This window comes from Polaromonas aquatica (genome assembly GCF_042659145.1).
GTDB classification, from domain to species: domain Bacteria; phylum Pseudomonadota; class Gammaproteobacteria; order Burkholderiales; family Burkholderiaceae_C; genus Polaromonas; species Polaromonas aquatica.
The window spans coordinates 1-18824 of record NZ_JBHSRS010000079.1 but is presented as its reverse complement, the minus strand read 5'-3'; the positions used below and the strand labels follow the sequence as shown (position 1 = coordinate 18824).

At 54.4% G+C, this 18824-nt stretch carries 20 protein-coding genes; 18 read left to right on the top strand and 2 right to left on the bottom strand.

Annotated features, from left to right (window positions below):
- The first annotated feature begins 292 nt into the window (after positions 1–292).
- The 7 genes from ACFQND_RS15225 to ACFQND_RS15195 all read left to right on the top strand — a co-directional run bounded on the left by ACFQND_RS15225 (position 293) and on the right by ACFQND_RS15195 (position 9825).
- Complete coding sequence (locus ACFQND_RS15225) at positions 293–994, top strand: response regulator transcription factor (RefSeq protein ID WP_371439368.1); 702 nt, start codon at positions 293–295, stop codon at positions 992–994.
- On the top strand, positions 979–3123 hold the full coding sequence (locus tag ACFQND_RS15220; RefSeq protein WP_371439369.1) for a sensor histidine kinase: 2145 nt from the start codon (positions 979–981) through the stop codon (positions 3121–3123). The genes ACFQND_RS15225 and ACFQND_RS15220 overlap by 16 nt, the downstream gene beginning before the upstream one ends.
- 131 nt (positions 3124–3254) lie before the next feature.
- Positions 3255–4409 carry a hypothetical protein gene (locus ACFQND_RS15215; protein WP_371439370.1) on the top strand — a complete coding sequence of 385 codons (1155 nt, stop codon included), beginning with the start codon at positions 3255–3257 and terminating at the stop codon, positions 4407–4409.
- Complete coding sequence (locus ACFQND_RS15210) at positions 4409–6667, top strand: ThiF family adenylyltransferase (RefSeq protein ID WP_371439371.1); 2259 nt, start codon at positions 4409–4411, stop codon at positions 6665–6667. The genes ACFQND_RS15215 and ACFQND_RS15210 overlap by 1 nt, the downstream gene beginning before the upstream one ends.
- A 201-nt stretch (positions 6668–6868) precedes the next feature.
- Positions 6869–7942 carry a ComEC/Rec2 family competence protein gene (locus ACFQND_RS15205; protein ID WP_371439372.1) on the top strand — a complete coding sequence of 358 codons (1074 nt, stop codon included), beginning with the start codon at positions 6869–6871 and terminating at the stop codon, positions 7940–7942.
- Positions 7939–8769 (top strand): hypothetical protein, encoded by an 831-nt coding sequence (locus ACFQND_RS15200; RefSeq protein WP_371439373.1) that lies wholly within the window; start codon positions 7939–7941, stop codon positions 8767–8769. Before ACFQND_RS15205 ends, ACFQND_RS15200 begins: the two co-directional genes overlap by 4 nt.
- Positions 8770–8802: 33 nt before the next feature.
- Complete coding sequence (locus tag ACFQND_RS15195; protein ID WP_377414050.1) at positions 8803–9825, top strand: hypothetical protein; 1023 nt, start codon at positions 8803–8805, stop codon at positions 9823–9825.
- A 137-nt stretch (positions 9826–9962) separates the two neighbouring features.
- Here ACFQND_RS15195 and ACFQND_RS15190 read toward each other — a convergent pair whose 3' ends face one another.
- A complete protein-coding gene (locus tag ACFQND_RS15190; RefSeq protein WP_371439375.1) occupies positions 9963–10712 on the bottom strand; it encodes a hypothetical protein in 750 nt (249 codons plus the stop codon).
- A 226-nt stretch (positions 10713–10938) separates the two neighbouring features.
- Here ACFQND_RS15190 and ACFQND_RS15185 point away from each other — a divergent pair, with 226 nt between their 5' ends.
- The 10 genes from ACFQND_RS15185 (at position 10939) to ACFQND_RS15140 (ending at position 17500) form a co-directional block, all read left to right on the top strand.
- Positions 10939–12006 carry a hypothetical protein gene (locus ACFQND_RS15185; RefSeq protein ID WP_371439376.1) on the top strand — a complete coding sequence of 356 codons (1068 nt, stop codon included), beginning with the start codon at positions 10939–10941 and terminating at the stop codon, positions 12004–12006.
- A gap of 238 nt (positions 12007–12244) precedes the next feature.
- Entirely contained in the window at positions 12245–12841 is a 597-nt protein-coding gene (locus ACFQND_RS15180) for a hypothetical protein (protein ID WP_371439377.1), read from the top strand.
- A 117-nt stretch (positions 12842–12958) separates the two neighbouring features.
- Positions 12959–13597: a hypothetical protein gene (locus ACFQND_RS15175; protein WP_371439378.1), complete on the top strand. Its 639-nt coding sequence runs from the start codon at positions 12959–12961 to the stop codon at positions 13595–13597.
- Positions 13598–13846, top strand: a complete 249-nt coding sequence (locus tag ACFQND_RS15170; protein ID WP_371439379.1) for a hypothetical protein — start codon at positions 13598–13600, stop codon at positions 13844–13846.
- Positions 13847–13882: 36 nt separating this feature from the next.
- Positions 13883–14272 carry a hypothetical protein gene (locus ACFQND_RS15165; protein ID WP_371439380.1) on the top strand — a complete coding sequence of 130 codons (390 nt, stop codon included), beginning with the start codon at positions 13883–13885 and terminating at the stop codon, positions 14270–14272.
- Positions 14273–14332: 60 nt separating this feature from the next.
- Entirely contained in the window at positions 14333–14500 is a 168-nt protein-coding gene (locus tag ACFQND_RS15160) for a hypothetical protein (protein ID WP_371439381.1), read from the top strand.
- A gap of 37 nt (positions 14501–14537) precedes the next feature.
- A complete protein-coding gene (locus ACFQND_RS15155; protein ID WP_371439382.1) occupies positions 14538–15236 on the top strand; it encodes a hypothetical protein in 699 nt (232 codons plus the stop codon).
- A 133-nt stretch (positions 15237–15369) separates the two neighbouring features.
- Complete coding sequence (locus ACFQND_RS15150) at positions 15370–16335, top strand: DUF932 domain-containing protein (RefSeq protein ID WP_371439383.1); 966 nt, start codon at positions 15370–15372, stop codon at positions 16333–16335.
- A gap of 107 nt (positions 16336–16442) precedes the next feature.
- Positions 16443–16832, top strand: coding sequence for a hypothetical protein (locus ACFQND_RS15145; RefSeq protein WP_371439384.1), 390 nt, complete (start codon positions 16443–16445; stop codon positions 16830–16832).
- Between the two features lie 11 nt (positions 16833–16843).
- Positions 16844–17500 (top strand): YqaJ viral recombinase family protein, encoded by a 657-nt coding sequence (locus ACFQND_RS15140; protein WP_371439385.1) that lies wholly within the window; start codon positions 16844–16846, stop codon positions 17498–17500.
- Positions 17501–17508: 8 nt separating this feature from the next.
- On the opposite strand, the gene ACFQND_RS15135 is transcribed toward ACFQND_RS15140, so the two are convergent.
- Positions 17509–17856: a helix-turn-helix domain-containing protein gene (locus ACFQND_RS15135; RefSeq protein ID WP_371439386.1), complete on the bottom strand. Its 348-nt coding sequence runs from the start codon at positions 17854–17856 to the stop codon at positions 17509–17511.
- A gap of 128 nt (positions 17857–17984) precedes the next feature.
- Here ACFQND_RS15135 and ACFQND_RS15130 point away from each other — a divergent pair, with 128 nt between their 5' ends.
- Positions 17985–18773 carry a hypothetical protein gene (locus tag ACFQND_RS15130; protein ID WP_377414044.1) on the top strand — a complete coding sequence of 263 codons (789 nt, stop codon included), beginning with the start codon at positions 17985–17987 and terminating at the stop codon, positions 18771–18773.
- Positions 18774–18824 lie beyond the last annotated feature (51 nt).

The window sequence follows — 18824 nt, the reverse complement described above, 5'->3', positions numbered from 1 at the left end:
TGAGGGCGTCAAGCGCGACGCGATTTCGTAAGGGACAGATGTACGATTCGCCGCTTCCGCATGCCACCCCTTCAGTGTTGACTTACATCGAATCTGATTCATTTATTCGACTACACCCTTTGACGGGCAGTTCGCTTTCCCCAACATTTGGTGCTCCTGTAGGTGGATATCCATCTAAGTGACAGTAATTCGGCAAATTCGTACGAGGGTTGCGCACGGCATAAGCGAAGTCTTATTTCATACGATCAACTCTTGCTTTATCGTCGCACAAGATTCTTTCAAGGAGCTTGTCATGCAGCATATTGCAGTTATAGATGATGACCCAGAAGTCATCGACCTTCTTACTAAATGGCTTAATGACATCATTTCTGACTGCAAGGTCCATCCATTTACAGAGTTGGAAAAGGCTCTGGACGGCATTGCAACGACTGACTTTGATCTCGTCGTTTCCGACGTTGACATGGGTAGTGGGTCGGACAAGTTCGGCGGTGTAAAGATCGCCAAGGCGTTGGATACCCGTCGCACGCCTCTTCTCGTAATTTCTGGATTCTCCGTGCAGGAGGGCGTCTTTCAAGCACTGGATGCTTGGGATTACCTCCAGAAGCCCATCGACGAACCAGATTTCAAGACAGAGGTCAAACGCGCATTGACGTACCGCAAAGGTCTGACGGGTGCGACAGAACAGGTGAGCGATGGCAGCTTCCCGCTTGTCCCCGAGCTGAAGATCAATCGTCGTTCTCGGCAGGCGGTTCAGTGGAAGGGCGAACGCCTGCACTTGCCGATGTCCAAAATTGATATCGTTGAGGCGTTGGCTCAACGTGCCGGCATGCCCGTGAAATACAAAGAGCTTTTCGAATTTATTGCAAGCGGAAAGAATATTGGCAATCTGCGGGTCAGGATGTCCGAAATTCGTGATGAGTTCAGGACCGTCGAGAAGGACTTTGATCGAATACAGGCGGTGCCTATGAATGGATACCTGTGGCGCACAGATTAAGCCGCTGGTGGCATAAGTCACTGGAGGAGGGGAAGGAGTCGGCAGAAGAGTTCTTCGCTTCTCCCGCAGATTGGTACCGCAAACGTGTGTTGTGGATCAAAACCATGCTCTGCCTGGCGATTCTGATGATCGTCACAGGCTCTGCCTCAGTCCATCTGTATTTCCTTTTGTCCGAACGCGCAAAGGAAATCCGCAGAGAATTGTTTCAACGTGATCTGCGGGACCTTGTCGGCAGGTTTGATGCCGACGAGCGTTATGTCATTCAAAATAATTATCAGGAGCTCACATCTGAGCGCAGAACGCTGCGACCGCTTTTGTTGCCGCGACAGTACTACATAGGCTTACCCCCTGGGTCGGCGCCCATGTTGCCGCGTCAACCTCCGCGAAATTGCTTTGTGCATCTTGAGGCCGTAGATGGTTTGAGCCGTGTGGGTGATCGATTCTGCTCATATTTTGGCGAGAGCAAAACACCTGGCCGTTATCTTTTTCTTGCGGCGACATTCCTTGATCAGGAACTGGTCCCGCTCAAGCAGGGCGACTCCAAGCTGGAAGCTGATGCCGTCAAAATCGTCATCAATGCCAACGGGCATAAGGTGGTCTGGTGGCTGACTTTCCAGCTGCCTCCTTCTCCTGCGCGGGGCGACCGCTTTGAAATAACAGCATTCAGGCAGGTCGATGAAAATCAGCGTGACAGGGACAAAAAAATAGAGGGTTGGGCTTACGTCCAGCGGCGTGATCAGGACGCGCAGATCGTCAACCTCATCGCCCGGCTGGACTTTAGAGAATTTCTGGACCAGGAAGCCGAAGATGATAGTGATTGGCCGCCACCGGGTTGGCGAGATACCTCATTGCAAGTGGAGAGAAAAGACTTTTCTGCTACACCGGGAAAATCAAGATTGCTTACGTATCGACCCTCTGGAGTGTCGGATCTTTCACTGTCCGCACTTGGAACACAAATCTTCAATGCCTATGGAAGTATCGACCTGAAGAATGAGGTGGATGGTAGCGTGATGTCTGTTGAGCCTCCCCAGAGCCTTCGCAAGAAACTTGAACCAAGCCCCCTCGGTATCAAATTCACTGGTGGAGATATGCTTTTACCGGCAGAGAAATCCAGCCAGCCCGAGCCCCTGCCTGATACAGAACTGACGCTAGTCGTCTCGCATCCATGGACGATCATTGAAAAGGGTTTCTGGCAGATCGCCGTGTATCTGGGCATATTGTTTATCGGTGGAATCCTGGTCACTTTGTATTTCAGCAGCAGCCTGCTGAAGCCGATATGGGAGTGGTCGAGGTATTCTGAAAGGCTCACCAAGGTTCGTCGTGATAGTGACGTGGTTCTACCGTACGGTGAGCGGAAAAACGAGATCGGCATACTGGCTCGTGCCATCAATTCGCTCATTCAGGTGGTGCGTGAACAGATCGTTAGAGCTCAGGCGGAGAGAGAGGCGCGCGCTGCGGAAACTGCCAAGAAGCAAGTAGAAGAAATGCAGAATCGAATGCGAAACCTTAAAGTGATGGGGCACGAAATACGTACTCCTCTTCAGGCGCTGATGGCTTTGCATCGGGATTCCAATACCCCAAGCCGAAGGTATATCAATCGAATGCTTCGGGCACTTCCGCATCTTCTGGGCGGTGCAGCAACCTATGATGCTATCGGTTCCCGTGTATTGACCATCGAAGAGTTCAATATTGATGATTTTCTGAGGCAGGTTGCCGAGAACGCCATCCATTCAGATATTGAAAATGTGGTGTATGAGGCCGCACAGCAGGAAGTGATTTGCCGAGCTGATATATTTGCGTTTGAGGACGCATTGACCAACGTCCTCAGCAACGCCAATCGGCATAGGATTGCAGGCAGTCCGATTCGGATGACGTTGCTAGTTGATAAGGATAGCGCAACAGTTGAAATCTGGAATAGAGGCCCAACAATCTCGGAAGACATATCGGCCGAGATTTTCGATTTCGGTTATTCCACCGCAGAAATGGCAGGCATTGAAGGTCAGGGCATAGGCCTGTATGTTGCCCAGAACGCACTCCGGCGAATGGATGGAGTGCTCGATTTTCGAAATCATGAGGATGGGGTGATCTTTACGCTGACCTTGCCCTTGGCGAAATCGTTGATCACATAAGACCGGATACTTATGCTGGCTGATACCGGATAAGAGTTGAGCCATAGCGCTTGCGCTGGTTAACTTATGCTTGTTGGCCCAAACTTTCACCTTCCAAAACTTTGGCGCGAGCCCGAAAGTGAAAGTTAAAAATGGCTGAAAAACACAGTATCACGTTTTATCCGGTCGGGAATGGGGACACAACGCAAATCGTGCTGTCCGGTGGCAAGAGGGTTCTATTTGACTTCTGCCATCGCGAAAAGGCCGAAGACCCCGATACACCAGAAATTGACCTGAAGACAAAGCTCAAAGAGGACCTCAAGAAGGCCGATCGCGACTATTTCGATGTCGTTGCCTTCACCCACGCGGACAACGACCATATTCAGGGCAGCACCGAGTTCTTCGAACTTCAGCATGCGAAAAAATATCACGGCGAAGGCCGAATCAAGATAAAAGAGCTTTGGGTGCCAGCGGCCATGCTGCTGGAAGAGGCCGACAACGACCACCAAACCGAGGAGTTTGTGCTGCTGCGCCAAGAGGCTAGGTACCGACTGCTTGAAGGCAAAGACATTTTGGTCTTCTCGCGCCCCATAGCGCTTACAGATTGGTTGCATCCTCTCCTCAAGGCACGTGGCGAAGCTGCGGATGCACGTGACCACTTGTTCATTGATGCCGGCACCATCGTTCCAGGCTTCACGCTTGAAGACGATCTTGTCGAATTTTTCTGCCACTCCCCTTTCATCCAGCATTGCGACGATGAGGACATCATCCGCAATCGGGCAGCCTTGGTGTTTAACGTTCGACTGAAGGCCGGTGGCCAATATTTCGACTACTTGGAAGTCGGTGATGCCGACTGGGAAGATATGGAGGAAATCGTCAAGATTACGAAATATCACGGCAACGAAAATCGCCTCGCCTGGGATCTTTACAACATTCCGCACCACTGCAGCTACAAGGCGCTTAGTGACGAAAAAGGTGAAACGGAAACCGAGCCCAAGCCCTTGATCAAAGAGCTGCTGGGCATGGGTCGAAAGAACTCCTACATCGTCAGTTGCAGCAAGCCTGTGCCCGACTCCAAAGACATGTATAAGGAAATCCAACCGCCGCACATCCAGGCACGAAAGGCCTACAAGCGCTACTTGGACGAGGTCGGCGGGCGCAAGGTGTTGGTCACGATGGAGGAACCCAACGCCAACAAGCCCGAGCCTATCGAGTTTGAAATTACATCGTCTGGCATGAGCTGGACACGCTCTGCAGCAATCGGATCTTCAGCGGCCATCATCTCTTCGCCACCACGAGCTGGCTAATGCCGGTGGAATACCACGAGCTAGTTAATGTTGCAGCACTGCCTGATGCTGCAGCGTTGAGCATTACCCGTGCAAGCGGTGTGCATGATGCCATCGTTCGCCACGATGACTATGAGCTGCTCGAAATACTGCGGCAGACTATTGACGGTAAAACCACTTTTGAAATTTTTGTGGTGAACGTCCAGTGCGATGGTGTGCCTTCACGAAGCAGCTTTGGCATCGAGTTCCGCGAACGTTTGGCCATATGCGTGCCCGTTGAGCCAAAGCAGCTGGTTAACGTTCTCGCTCTTCGCCGGGACTTCCCGGTTCTCATGCACCAGAATCAAGGTGTTCCAGGCGATGCAGCAAACCTGTGTCTTTATTTCGAAACGCCAGCCGCTGTCCATAGGACCTGGACGCCACAGAATTTCCTGCGCCGCATCCAATGGTGGCTTGAAAAGAATTCTCGCGGAGAACTTCATCCCGCTGATCAACCTGTGGAGCAACTATTTTTTCAGTCACGCTACGAACTGGTGCTGCCCTGGAATTTCGATGCGCTGCACAAGGCGCCAGACTCTCGTTTCATGTTGTCGCAGTATGGAGAGCGCAATGGCGATGAGGACGCTGGCGTCACGTTGTTTCTTGAAGCCGCACAGCAAAACCCTCAAGCCAGAAGAAGTGAACCCTTCGAACTAACGCTGGCGCCTGTGCTTCACGGCTTTGTAGAGAGAGACCCGGCCACCCTTGGTCAACTTTCGGATCTGCTTTCCCGTCGTGGGACTGAACTCCTGCCTACGCTCAAGGAAATGCTGCGAAGTCGCGTGGACGAAAAGGGGACTCCTGCAGCGTCTGACACGCAAAGCTCCGTCGTTCTGCTTCATATCCCAGTGCGCCGCACTGAGGGGTCCGAACCGTCGAGCATGACCCGCCGCGCATTTATTGTGGCTGTAGGCGGCCTTGCGCTTGGCGAAAAGACTGGAGCGCTGACAAGGCTGGATAAGACCTACTACCGTGAGGCAGGATTGGCAGGAACTCCAGACACTGATGCTTGGAGAGCTTTGGAAATCCTTCCAATGACCATCCTTTATGGCAACAGTGCTGCAAGGGCCAGGGCACAGTCCGGACTTGCGGAGGAGGGACCAAAAGCGGTGTTGATTGGAGCCGGATCGTTGGGCAGCGCCATGATGAATATTTGGTCGCGCTCGGGCTGGGGGCAATGGACAGTGATCGACAAAGACCACGTCAAGCCTCACAACCTATCAAGACATGTCGCTTTTGCCCAGCATATCGGAGTGCCCAAAGCTGCAGCAGTCGCGAGCGTGAATGAGGCGGTGATGCAAGGTGCGGTGCAAATCCGTCCACTTAATTTGGACGCATCCAAGCTCGAAGTTCCGGCGGTAATGGAGGCCATTTCCAGTTGCGCACTGGTAGTGGACGCCTCAACGACCCTGGAATATCCACGCGCAGTCAGCAGTGTGGACACCGTTGTTCGCCACGTGTCTGTATTCATCACGCCGGACGGGAATGCGGGCGTAATGTTGGCCGAGGATAAAAAGCGCCTGCGAAGGCTCCGCACCTTGGAAGCTCAGTATTACCGAGCATTGATTCAGCAAGACTGGGGAGCGAAGCACCTGGCCGGCACTGTGTCTTCGTTTTGGAGCGGTGCGGGCTGCCGCGACATCTCAGTGGCCATGCCTTACTCTAAAGTGCTGAATCAGGCCAGCACGTTGGCTGAACAGGTTCAAAGGCTCTCCACAGTTGAGGCCGCCGTTATTCGGGTATGGCAGCGCAACCCGTCTGCAGGCTCTGTAGAGCTACATGAAATCACCGTTGAACCAGAGCGCAGGGAGAGTTTAGGCCCTCACGAACTGTTTTTCGACGAGGGATTTGAGGCTCAGCTTCGGGAGCTAAGAAACGCTTCGTTTCCCAATGAGACGGGGGGCGTCCTTTTGGGATATCACGATCTGAATATCAACGCTTTATTTATTGTGTCAGCGCTACCGGCACCGCCAGACAGCAAGGGAGATGCCGCGTCCTTCGAGCGTGGCGTAGCTGGGCTCAAAGAGGCTGTCGCCGAGGCGCAGCGCCGAACTGCAGACGTGGTTGGCTACGTCGGCGAATGGCATAGCCACCCTCCAGGCTATTCAGCCGCACCCAGCCAGGCAGACCTAATTCAACTCATCCAGATGTCACTGGGGATGAGCGACGATGGGCTGCCCGCGGTCCAGATTATTGTAGGTGAAGGGCCTCTGCAGATCTTGCATGGTCTAGTCAAATAGCGCCAAAAGGCGTCGTCCAGTCGTTTCGGCAGGCGGTGGGAATCACGGGGCAGGCTTGACGCCTGCTTCAGACTACGTCTTTTGCCGCACCAACCTCTTGAACTTTACAGATGTGTCCATATGTAAGGGTTTCCAAGGGTGTGAAGCCGATGCTTGGCAGCACCCATCTACAAAGGAAGTAACAAATAACAGGGGTTGCGCATGGCTGATGGATTGGAAATTGAGTTCTTACCGGTGGGTACCGGCGAGCATTGCGGTGACGCAATCACGGTTCGATGGCGCGAAGGGGACCGCTTTCGCGTGTTGGTGTATGACGGCGGGACGTCCGAATACGGCCCCAAACTCGTCACCCACCTAAAAACTAACTACAACACCGGTCACGTTGACTATCTGGTCAATTCTCATCCGGACAATGACCATGCTGCCGGCTTAGAGTACGTCGTGAACAACATGTCAGTCGGCGAAGTCTGGATGCATCGCCCGTGGGCACATTCGGAAAAGATCCGTCACTACTTCCACGACGGCCGAATCACGGACGATAGCCTTAAGAAGCGGTTTCAGCAAAAGATGTCCGCAGCATACGCGCTGGAAAAAGCAGCAATACGAAAAGACCGCCGTATTTACGAGCCATTTGCAGGAGCTCAGATCGGTATCTTCACGGTTTTATCCCCCAAACAAAACCGATATGTTCATGAGCTGGTGCCGAAGTTTGAAAAGACACCCGAGTTGGGACTGGGGAAGCTGCTGGACCAAGTTATGGAAACAGGTCAATTAGCCCTTGAAAAGCTGAAGGGCGTATGGGATGCTGAATTTCTGCCGGAATCCGTTACAACCAGCGCTGAGAACGAAAGCAGCGCCATCTTGCTGGCTAGATATAGTGGTCGTGGTTATCTTCTCACTGGTGATGCGGGGGTTGAATCTCTGGTGGCGGCAGCCGACTATGCGGCTGACAGGGGGATCGACTTGCCCAGTACGGTGACCTTCGTGCAAATTCCACACCACGGTGGCCGGCACAACGTCTCGACCAATGCTCTGGATCGGCTGGTGGGAAAGCGTCTACCCAGAAGCCACGAGCCCAAGCGGATTGCTTTCGCATCTGCATCTGAAAAGGCGCCCAAACACCCCAAGAAGGTTGTGACCAATGCTTTTGCTCGACGCGGTTTCAAGGTAGGCAGAACCAAGGGTAAATGGATCAGGCATTCCTTCAACATGCCAGCGCGAAACGGGGAAGGGCCCATGGAATTGGTCCCGTTTTTCGAGGATGACGTGGAATGAAAGCGGCACTCATGAACGGCGACTGGCTGTCGAAATTAGCCCTTGTGCTGGACCCTTATGAGCGAAGAGCGCGATTGACTCCTGCATTCCTCTGTCTTTCACCGCTAATAGTCATGGCTGCAGCCATGTATTTACCCCAGCTTCGCGCGCTCGCCGTCCTCTCCAGCGTGATAGGAGGCATCGGCCTGGTTTACCTGCTTGCCGACGTAGCGCGCAGCATGGGAAAAAGGCATGAAAAGGCTCTGTGGAATGGCTGGGGTGGTTCGCCGAGCACCCAAGCACTCAGGCATCGTGATGACATGTTGGATGCGCCAACCACGGCTCGCTACCACCAGTTTCTTGCTAAGAAAATTAACAATCCCTTTCCAACGGTTCAGGAAGAGGCGACTGACCCAGCGGCAGCTGACGGCATTTATTCTGCGGGATGTGGCTGGCTGCGGGAAAACACGAGGGACACGAAGAAGTTCTCACTCTTGTTTCACGCCAATGTGACCTATGGCTTTCGGCGCAACGGCTATGGGCTGCGTTGGATCGGATTCCTCATAAGTCTGCTGATAATCGCTTGGGTCGTCATTCGACGTGGCGTTTTCCAGTTACCCCAGCGAATCTCCGCCGCCCCTAACCTTGAGGCAATCTTTAGCGCAGATGAAGTGGTGACGCTGTTGTTTGCTGTGGTGATGCTGTTAATGTGGCTTTTCTATTTTTCGGAATCACGCGTTCGAGAGGCCGGAGATTCATACGCTCTTCGGCTGGTTTCGGCTTGCGACGCCCTGATGCCCAAATCGGCTCCGCGCCAAGCCCCTGCCTCCAAAAAAGCTTCTTCGTAACTCGTTATGGATCTATTCAAGCCAGTCGTAGCCGTGGACAAGCAGCACGAGAACTTTAAGCGTACGAGCGTGCCTTCCCGGCGAGCAGAGCGCGAGATCGTTGAAGGCTGGGCCCAAGGATTTCCTGACCGTGATAACAAGCTTGGTCGTGAGTTCCAGACCACTTTCAACTCGTCGTTCTGGGAAATTTATCTTCATGCGCTCTTCAGGGAATACGGCTTTACCATGGATTGGTCGCACGCCAGTCCAGACTTCCATCTAAAAACGGAGTATGGCGAGGTGGTGGTAGAGGCTGTAACCGCCAACGCAGCCGACGGTGCTACGCCGGAGTGGGAAAAAGTGCGCCTGATGACGGAGGAAGTAGCCAGAAAGAACTTCTGGCCATTGAATCGTGAGGCGATCATCAGACTGTCGAGCGCGCTGCTCTCGAAGCTGCGGAAATACAGGGATTCATATCGCCGGCTTCCGCATGTCGGTGGCAAGCCTTTTGTGATCGCGGTTGCACCGTTCGAGCAACCTGATTTTCAATATCAGTACGACCGCCCGATGCGCGCACTGCTTTACGACGACTATGTCGATGAGACTGCATATTTTCGAGATCCTGATACCTACAAAGAAGGACCTCCAAGCGTCCAGTTGAGCTCGGTGGAAAAAGACAATGGCGCAACTATCGAGATGGGAATTTTCGGGAATGACGATTGGGCAGAGGTCAGCGCCGTTCTCTTTTCCTGTGTGGCAACATGGGGGAAAACTGTCGCAATGTCCTCAGTTCCAAAGCCTGGATACGTGGCTGCATCTTGGGGGACTGACAGCAGCGGTCGTTCCGAGATGCGTAGGGCAAGCATCGGCGTCCCTTCGGAGGGTATCAGTGATGGGGTTCAGATTTTTCATAATCCCCACGCGAATCGCCCGCTCTCACTGGATGTTTTCAGGCGCCATGGCGTGGTTCAGCATTATTTGTCACCAGAAGGACGGTGGATCCGGGAAAACTACGACGGCTGTCTGCAATTCCGACTAACCCAAGGCATCGGTTTGATCGATGAGAAAAAATCATGAAGCCATTGAGGCTAATGTCTTTATTGCGCGATCATGAGTGCCAGAGAAGGCAGATTTCTCAATCCATGGCGCTGACCAAGAGAACTGCCTATATTTCCCTAGTATGAGTGGCTCAAAGCGAGCCACTCACCTCTGGCTTACATGATGATTCCGCCACGATCTCCATAACCTGCCGGTTCAACTCGTAGTCCTGCAAGTACCGGTAAAAGCGCACGGCGGCAATGAAAGCTGGTCTCTGATGTCTGAATCCATGCACCGTCGCGACGCTCAACCCAAGTCGATCCCACCGCATCACCGCTTTCCAAGCCAGCCCCAAAAGTAAGAACGTCCATATGTCTGGGATTCGGATTCACAGCAGCATGGACGCTCAATTCATCAAATCCTGCATCGCTGACAGCTCCACGCGCCGCAAGTCCATTCGGCAATACGAATTCGAAGGGATGACCGCGACGCATGTTGTCCGGAAAACGGTTGTCACCAGCTTTTAGGCTAAAGAGTTTTTGTTCTAACGCCGCGTTGACTGCGAGCACCATCAAGTTTCTCCACGCCCTTTTTCGCAAAGTGTTGTATTCGATTTCGTAGGCGGAGCTCGGCACCGTCGAGATGACCTCTGGAGGTGGTTTGATCAACAGCTCAAAGTCAAACTCAGGGTCGTCTTGGTAGCCGAATTCAACCAATCGAGCGCGCATCCTGTCAGTACGAAGCAGCACAAATGGAGGATCTGGTTCTGTAGGGGTCAATGCGGCCCGAAGAGCTGCATGCGTTTTGTAGCCTAAGCTGAACGCTAAGGCCTCGCTGACATGAGCCGACTTGGCATCGGGAAACTCATCCCGCAAACAGTTTTTAACGGCAACGACGGATGCTTCCGTCAGGGCAATGGCTGCCATACGTTCTCCAATCAAACAAAGGTCGATGTTTCCCGATTACGCATCAACCCGGATTGAAGTCCGTTTGACATTGCGAGGTGATGTCTGCTTTAACCCGGGAACAGGTTCGGCTCAGACGCCTTGTGTAAATGATAGAGCATTTTTCGACATGGCGAAAGTCCAGATTTAAGAAACGCAACAGGCACCATCAGACTTGCTCGGTCCAGTGGTCCCCCACAATCCAAAGATGACCAAAAAGCAAGATATTCAAATCTCGACGCTCACCGCGTTGAAAGAACGTCACTTCTCAGCACTACAGAGGTTCGGCATCACCGACCGGGCCACGGAACTTCTGGCGGTCATTTCAACGGAATGGGTGCAAGGATCCAAAATTGCGGCCGCTGAATTTCGTCGCGATCATCGTCGAGATGGGCATCTTTTGCGGTGGCTTGAAGAGCGGCGATTTATTGCCAGCGATGGGAGGTCACCCTACATCCCAGAATTCAATGCTTTCTGTGTGATGCTGGCTGCGAGAAAACGTATTGCTCTGTCATTGTTCAAGGATATGAAGCTGATCATCGGCAGAGCCTTGGATTTGCTCCACCATGAGCCACTAAGGACGCAGGTTCGTTTGGATGAATTCGCAAGCCAGCTTCAAACTTCACCGTACACTTTGCCAGCCTTAAAACTTCTTGGAACGTCATCACTGGGAATTTACGTCAGCACAGACAGTGGTGTGCAACTGGTTCAGTTCTCAGAAGAGACACTGAAAGGAAAGAAGCTGCTTGGCTACGTCAGTGCCCATTTGGAGATGCTCACCCGATCGGGAAGCGGCATCTTCGGTCCGCCCGACAATACAGGACAAGGACTGAACACCTTCTCGATCGACAAACTCCTGCTTGTTGAAGACGCCTATGAAAAGGCTGGTCGAGCTTTGTCTCAATTGAATAGTGCACCAGATGGTGCTATTTCTTCAGCCAAGTCGGCGTTGGAAGCCACTCTTAAATATATCGCCCATACCGAAAACTTGGAGATGCACGGAGGCATAACAATTCCGCAGCTTCTTAAGCTTTGTAAGCCCTTCTGCGGTTTAGGCTCCGATCCATCCCACAAGATGAGCCGTTCTATTGCAAGTCTATGCACCGAAATCGCCGAAGCTCGCAACATTCTTGGTGATTCGCACGGTAAGGCACCTGGCGCGCTTGCCCCGACACGAGCGGAGTCGAGGTTTATCGTTGGCGTGACATTACATCTGTCGGATTGCTTGCTGGAACGTTATGAGGCGCATCGAATGACTTCTCATAAATCTCGTTAGGCGAATGGAGTAGGAAGCGTGAATTGTCGAATCTAGAATTTTTCAGTTACATATTTCTTTAGTGAGATCAGGGTTGACTACCGCACAAGTCATGTCGTCTCCCTAATCCCATCCCTGATTTGCATAGCCGGTTGCTTCAAGAGGCAAGCCGGCTTTTTTATGCCCGCTTCTCGCGAGCGGTCGGACCCACCCCTTAAAACCCCGGGTGTCGTTCATGGCACCCAAACCGGAGTCATCCATGCCAACCCCGATTCCCAATATCTATTCACGCAAATTTCATCCCTACATCCCACCCAACGAAGGCGCAGGCCTGATCACCATTGACCGCGACCTCTGCTGGCGCCTGAACCCGCGCGGCCTCGTGACCTCCGCTGTCATCGGGGCCGTGTGCTGGGCCCGCAGCCATTTCAAGATGACCACCCAGCAGCACCAAAGCCTGCTGGACGGTCTAGGTCTTCAGAGACACAGCCTACCAGACGGCGCCACCATCCTTAGACCCCAAGCCCGCTATCGCCCCGGAGCTGGCTTTACTTCAACCGTCCCGTTTGACCTGACCAATCCCCAGATGCCCCTGCATCACTACGACGCAGTCGAAGTGTTCGGATGCGTTGAGGCTGATGACTGTATCCAGCGTTTCGAGACCAACGAACACCCCGAAGGCACCCAACCCCAGTTCTGGTCAGTTGCACTGCACCTCGAAATTGGCCACATCGAAATCGTTGCCGACTTCCCCACAGAGAGATCGGCGGAGACGTTTGGCCTCGTGATGGCCGATCTCATCCGCACAGCTCGGGAGACACAAGGCCTGGACACCTCCCGGCTCTACGTGACATAGATCGGGACGGTTTTGCCGCCGCACTGTCGGCCTGTGACTCCGACCGCTACGGAGTCAACAGATCTACCCACCAACACCCCGCTTCGGCGGGGTTTCTTTTTCCCGAAAGGAAACGACATGAACCTGAACAAACGAGATGCGTACAAGGCCGCATCCATCGCCAAGCTGCATGAGGTTGTGGCTGTTGGCGTGAAACAAGGCCTGTGGACCGCACAACCCGTTCGCATCGAGGGCAACCCGGACTGGATCACAGCCAGGGTCATCACGCCCGGAGGCCTTACCTTCAGCCTGACGGGCGGAAACTGGAATAGAGAAAACCGCATCAGCGCCTTCGTCTCCGCCATCGAGGGCAAGCACGGCATTCGTGTCAACACCGGCGACGTGCATGGCAGCAGCCACAACGCAACCTTTGACGCCACGCACGACGCAGACCGCATCATCAAGGCTGTCATCAAGCGCGTGCTGAAGAACGCCGAGGCTGTCGAGGTGGCCACAAAGATGCGCAAGCTACTGGCCGAGTACGAGGCCAGGCACGACGCCCTTCGCCAGCACGTCGCCCTGCTGGAAGGCATGGGCTTCGAGAAAGCGCACGGCACCCGTGGCAGTGAGCACCACAGCATGGACTTGTACCGCAAAGGCCCGCCACTGGGCCCAACCCACCTCAAGGTGCGCCATGACGGCCACATCACCTGTGAGTGCGACTTCCACGTCAGCCACTTCAAGTCTGTTGTGGCTGCCATCACGGGAGACCAGTGAATGAGCCGCGTCACGTTTTCAGACGATGAGAACAGCGTACAGCTGCACGGCGAGCGCTTTCTTTCACAGAAGGGAGGCAACGCCGGTGTATGCGAAGGCTGCGCCATGAAGGACGGCTTCGGTTGCCGTCTGGTTGGCGCACTGCTGGCCGACAACCCGAGAGCACCTAGCGGTGCAGCACTGTGCGACTCGCTGCATCGCCGTGACAAACAGCCTGTGGTGTGGGTAAGGCCCAGCCAACACCTATGACACCAGTCTCAACTTCAACCAAATAAGGAAACCGAATTGCCATACCCAAGCCACCTCACGCACGAGGAAATGGAGCGTTACGCCTTCCTCGCCGGTGACGGTCTGATCGCCAGCCTCGCCGAAGCTGCCCACGACCTCGAACAAGAAAACCTCACCCTAGCCAATGATCAAGAGTATCTGAAGACCGCTTCTTTTGAGGCGGGCAAGCTCGAAGGCCTGTGCGAAGACGTCAAGGCCACCATTACCAGCCTTAACACCCAGATCAGCAACCTGCAGGCCCAGCTCGCCAAAGCAGTTGAGCTGCTTGGCACCTGCCACGCCTGGCTACGAGGCGAGCAAGGCAAAACCGTCAAGGGCAGGCGGGAAGCCGCGCAGACCCTGTCCACCCGGATGGTCTCCCAAGGCCTGGGCTACCCCAGGCACTGAGCGTCCATCAAATCGATTTCTTTCCGCTTCGCCCGTCTGTTCAACTCACCCAAGGATCCCATGATCGTCAACACCTCTCCCCTTGAAACGCTTGCGGCGTTCTCCCTCGCATTCGTGGGCGGCCTGGTCTGTGGCCTCCTGCTTGCCCGCTACACCGCCCACATCCGCAAGGACGCCATCAGCGCCCTCAACACCCTCAGCAGCCTGGGTTCCGTACCCGCTGTCTGAGACCTCATTGATTCAACCCTCAAGAAAGCGCATCACCATGAATCTCCTGAACATCTTCAAACGCGACCCCAAAGCCCCAACCTCAGCCGAGGCCCAGCCTCAAGCACCACCCCTTATCTGTATCTGTCCCAACTGCCATCAGGAAGACACCCGCCCCAGAAACCTCGCCAGAAAGATAGGCGGGGTTCTGGGTGCGGTCGCAGGCGCCGCCTGCGGTGTCTATGGCATTGTTGGCAGCGACCGCATAGGAATGAGCGATGTCCGCTTCCCCCACGAGTGGGAAGACTTCCGGGCAGATCCAATCTCCATTGCGGCGGCGACGCTGCGCGCGCTTGCGGGGGCTACCGCAGGAGCCATTGCCGGAATTCGGCTGGGAGAAATCCTAGACGCTCATCTGCTTGAAAACCAGACCTGCAAACATTGCGGCCATCCGTTTGACGCCGGCATGGACTACGTCCAGCGTCCAACCCCATTCGAAGCCGCTTCTCGGCAGGCTGCAGGCTTTGCCGGACCGCGCGGCCCAGGCTTTTTCCACGGCCGATTCGGTGAACCTCCCACCGATGTCGACTTGGACGAAGAGGAGGAAGAGGGCGGGGTGCCCGGTGACTCTCCTTCCAGACTGCCCCCCTTTGGCTTTGGACTCGGACCGCACGATCTCGCACTGGATTTCAATGGCGGTCCAAGGTCGGATCCTGACCGTCCCTCTGATCCGGATTCCCGTCCCAATGCGGGTTAAGGCGGTGCACCCCGCACCTAGCTTTCCCTGCGCATCGCGCATCTCTCCGCAAATCCACTAACCCCGGCGACACCAGGCTTCTGCATTCCTGCAGAGGTCCGGTCACGCTTACTTATTGAAAGCAAACACTCACATGTCACACGAAATCCAACAAATGGCTTATGTCGGCGAAACCCCCTGGCACGCCTTGGGCAGCCGCCTTCCGGTCAAACAGTCCATAGATGTTTGGGCCCAAAAGGCCGGCATGGACTGGACCATCTGCGAAACCCCTGTCCGGTTCCAACCCGGCAAATTCGCGGAATCCTCCTTGCTGGCTTTCGAAGACCAAAAGGTCCTCTACCGCAGCGACAACCACAAGGCCCTGTCGGTAGTGAGCCGCCGGTACAAGACTGTGCAGCCGCTGGCGGTCTTGAACTTCTACAAGGACCTGACCCAGGCTTCTGGTTATGAGCTGGAAACCGCCGGTGTGCTCAAAGAAGGCCGCAAGTTCTGGGCGCTCGCCAAAACCGGCAAACAGACAGTGCTCAAAGGTGGTGACCGCGTGGATGGCTACATCCTGTTGGCCACCTCCTGTGATGGAACCCTGGCGACCACTGCGACCCACACGACTGTGCGGGTGGTTTGTGCAAACACGCTGGCAGTCGCGATCAACAACGCCAGAGGCGCGGTGAAAGTTCCTCACAACACCGTGTTTGAACCCTCACTCGTGAAATCCCAACTCGGAATCGCTGTATCCCAGTGGGATCAGTTCATGAGCAGCATGAAGGAGCTGAGCCAGCGAAAGGTGAACGACTCGGAAGCCGAGACTTTCCTGCGCAAGCTGCTCGACCTGCCCCAAGTGTCAGTGAGCGCCAACGAGCGTGTGGCACAAGGCCGGTCCCTCAAGAAAATCCAAGACCTGTTCAACGGCCATGGGCGGGGGGCTGAACTCTCGTCGGCCAAAGGCACAGCTTGGGGCTTGCTCAATTCAGTCACTGAGTTTGTGGATCACGAGAGGCGCGCCAAAAGCAGCGACTACCGCATGGACTCCGCCTGGTTTGGACTGGGCGCCCAAATTAAGGACCGTGCCTTAAGCCAAGCAATGGAGCTGATTGTCTGAGCGGCCCAGCCATTTATCCAACCGACATCGAGCGCACCGTCCGGACCAGTCCGGCCGGTGCAACTCGTCCATCCATTTCATTCAATCCATCAATAAGGAGAAGCCTCATGGGCTGGCTATTTACCAATAAAACCCGCGATCAGCTGATCGCAATGCTCACACGGGAGTGCAACAACGAGTTCGTCAAATCCAAAGTACTGGAGCACCAACTTGTCGGCAATGTGCTCTGGTCTCTGGTGTGCCTCACGGCAATCCACGAGGGTTGCCTTCAACTGAAATCCGGCGAGTCCATCAACTTCATCCGCTGCGACCTGTTGGAATCCAGCCCCGAAGGATGGGGCTACAAAGCGCTGGAGGAAAGCGTGCACCCGTATTACTACGACTGCCCGCTGCACTACCTAGACCTGGCACCTGAGCAGTCTGCGGACTGGCGGGTCAACGTCAGGCAGTTCCATGCACAAGACGCTCAGAAATCCAAACCACTGCACCATCCATGAAAGGAATAGCCATGAGCAACCTGAAACAAGACAAAACTTGGACGTCAGCCCCGACAGGACTGACCGTCACGTTGGCTAGACGTCAAAACGGCGGTACAGCCGCCAATGAGTCCCACTTTGAACGCGGTATCTTCAGTTCGGAGGCCGCAGCCATCATGGGGCTGGATCCCACGCGAAGCATGCTGGACATCTGGCATGAGAAGCAGGGCTTGCTGACCCAGATCCAGACGCCTTCAGACCTGCATGGGCAGTCCAGCTGGCAGAGCCTGCTGAGTCCGCTGGTGGCTACTGTGTATGCGAAACGCACGGGAAACCCGATCAAACAGGTTTCCAAAACGGTACGCCATCCCGAATTCCCCTGGATGGGTGCCGCCATCCGATGGGAGGTTCAGTCACCCGAGGTGGGGCTATTGCAATGTTTGCAGGTCACCTCGCTGGACTTGCCTCTCTGGCAGGGCGGGGCTCCTGAACATGTGCGGTTTGATCTGATGCACCTACTGGCCGTTACGGGTCAACGGGTGGTGGATTTGGCTGTGTTGGAAGAGGGCAGGTCTGTGCGGATTCACAGGATCCAGAGGGACGATACCTTGATTGAGCGATTGATCGAGGCTGAGGCTCGATTCTGGGGGTATGTGGAGAGGGGGCAGGTACCGGCTAAAGGTGATTGATCATCGAATTATTCTTGCTGCGATAGCTCATCAGCTGTTGCCAGCAGGGTCTTGCGGCTCTTGGCATTGAGTTGGCCGTACCAGAGGATGAGTTTCGCCAGGTCGTCTTCAGCAGCCCAGAAATATGCCAAGGGCACTTTCAATGCCTTTGCCAAATGAGCGGCAGTCAACACATCCGGTGTGTGCTTGCCGCGCTCATATTGGTTAATTCTTGCGCTGGCAGAAAACTCGTCCACACCTGCAGCAACCCCCAAGCGTTCTTGCGAAAGGCCTGAACTCAATCGCGCAGCCTTTAACCGCCGCGCAAACAACGGCAAATCAGGATCGACTTCTGAGCGAGTAATACCGCGAGGCATCCTCAGATAGTCTTAGATATGTCGTATATTTACACTAAGGATTCCTGAGTTATCACCATGCGAATTACATCTTTTCTTTTTTAGCTCTTCCCTTCATTCATTTATCTACATTGCGAAAGAAACCAATAATGAACAAACTCAAACTCGGGTTGATCATGCCGCTGTGCATCGTCTTTCTCTCAGGCCTCTTGGTCGGCTGCACTGATGCGGAAGTCAAAACGGTCAAAGGTGCCAGGCACTTTAGTGAAATGCCTACCTATGGAAAAATCCTCGATGACCTCGCAGACTGCGGATCAACCAAATGGGCTGTGGCGACCAACGATGCCGGGTACAAGTACGTCATAGCCACTTGCAAGCTGAGCCGCAGCATGTCTAGTGACGTACGGGAGCAGGCCCTAGCGTTGGCAGACAAAGGTCTGACCGAGGTAGTCAAGGCAAACAAGGACTACTACGTCGGCATGCTGAAAAGGGATGCTGAGTCGGTTAAATCGCTGTCTGAGGCGCTTGCTGGTCAGGAGCCTTCGCCTTACAGCGGTAACTTCAAACAGCTTCAGGAGATATCACCCCGACTGCAAGCTCGGCGTGACGGTGCGGATGCGTACATGGCTGAAATCGATGGCCGCAAGCAAAAGTCATTGCAGGCCTTCAAGGAATTGATTGAGTCCGGTGATCTTGCGTCCCAGTACTTCTTCCAGGTGCGAGGGGAGCAGGCAAGGGTGAATTCCATGGTCTTGCTGATTGGGGAAAGGAAGGCCGCAGTCGACTCCGGTGATGAGCGGCTTACCTTGATGCGCTATACCAAACGAGACGAGGTGATGGAAAAGAACTGGTGGGCACAAAGACTCGCTGCTTATGCCTCTGCGGAAAGTATCCAGGCGTGCTCCTATGACCTTGCCCCCGAAAAACGTACTCCTTAGCTGATGGGTAAAAATCAGTTTTAGGAGATTGAGATGAGCGAATCGAAAAGA

Bases quoted from the DNA above. Each gene is read 5' to 3' on its own strand.
- ACFQND_RS15170 (WP_371439379.1), top strand. From the start codon at position 13,598: ATGAGCCGCGTCACGTTTTCAGACGATGAGAACAGCGTACAGCTGCAC.
- ACFQND_RS15205 (WP_371439372.1), top strand. From the start codon at position 6,869: ATGGCTGATGGATTGGAAATTGAGTTCTTACCGGTGGGTACCGGCGAG.
- ACFQND_RS15175 (WP_371439378.1), top strand. From the start codon at position 12,959: ATGAACCTGAACAAACGAGATGCGTACAAGGCCGCATCCATCGCCAAG.
- ACFQND_RS15130 (WP_377414044.1), top strand. From the start codon at position 17,985: ATGAACAAACTCAAACTCGGGTTGATCATGCCGCTGTGCATCGTCTTT.
- ACFQND_RS15135 (WP_371439386.1), bottom strand. From the start codon at position 17,856: ATGCCTCGCGGTATTACTCGCTCAGAAGTCGATCCTGATTTGCCGTTG.
- ACFQND_RS15215 (WP_371439370.1), top strand. From the start codon at position 3,255: ATGGCTGAAAAACACAGTATCACGTTTTATCCGGTCGGGAATGGGGAC.
- ACFQND_RS15190 (WP_371439375.1), bottom strand. From the start codon at position 10,712: ATGGCAGCCATTGCCCTGACGGAAGCATCCGTCGTTGCCGTTAAAAAC.
- ACFQND_RS15225 (WP_371439368.1), top strand. From the start codon at position 293: ATGCAGCATATTGCAGTTATAGATGATGACCCAGAAGTCATCGACCTT.
- ACFQND_RS15200 (WP_371439373.1), top strand. From the start codon at position 7,939: ATGAAAGCGGCACTCATGAACGGCGACTGGCTGTCGAAATTAGCCCTT.
- ACFQND_RS15160 (WP_371439381.1), top strand. From the start codon at position 14,333: ATGATCGTCAACACCTCTCCCCTTGAAACGCTTGCGGCGTTCTCCCTC.
- ACFQND_RS15210 (WP_371439371.1), top strand. From the start codon at position 4,409: ATGCCGGTGGAATACCACGAGCTAGTTAATGTTGCAGCACTGCCTGAT.
- ACFQND_RS15140 (WP_371439385.1), top strand. From the start codon at position 16,844: ATGAGCAACCTGAAACAAGACAAAACTTGGACGTCAGCCCCGACAGGA.
- ACFQND_RS15180 (WP_371439377.1), top strand. From the start codon at position 12,245: ATGCCAACCCCGATTCCCAATATCTATTCACGCAAATTTCATCCCTAC.
- ACFQND_RS15150 (WP_371439383.1), top strand. From the start codon at position 15,370: ATGTCACACGAAATCCAACAAATGGCTTATGTCGGCGAAACCCCCTGG.
- ACFQND_RS15185 (WP_371439376.1), top strand. From the start codon at position 10,939: ATGACCAAAAAGCAAGATATTCAAATCTCGACGCTCACCGCGTTGAAA.
- ACFQND_RS15145 (WP_371439384.1), top strand. From the start codon at position 16,443: ATGGGCTGGCTATTTACCAATAAAACCCGCGATCAGCTGATCGCAATG.
- ACFQND_RS15155 (WP_371439382.1), top strand. From the start codon at position 14,538: ATGAATCTCCTGAACATCTTCAAACGCGACCCCAAAGCCCCAACCTCA.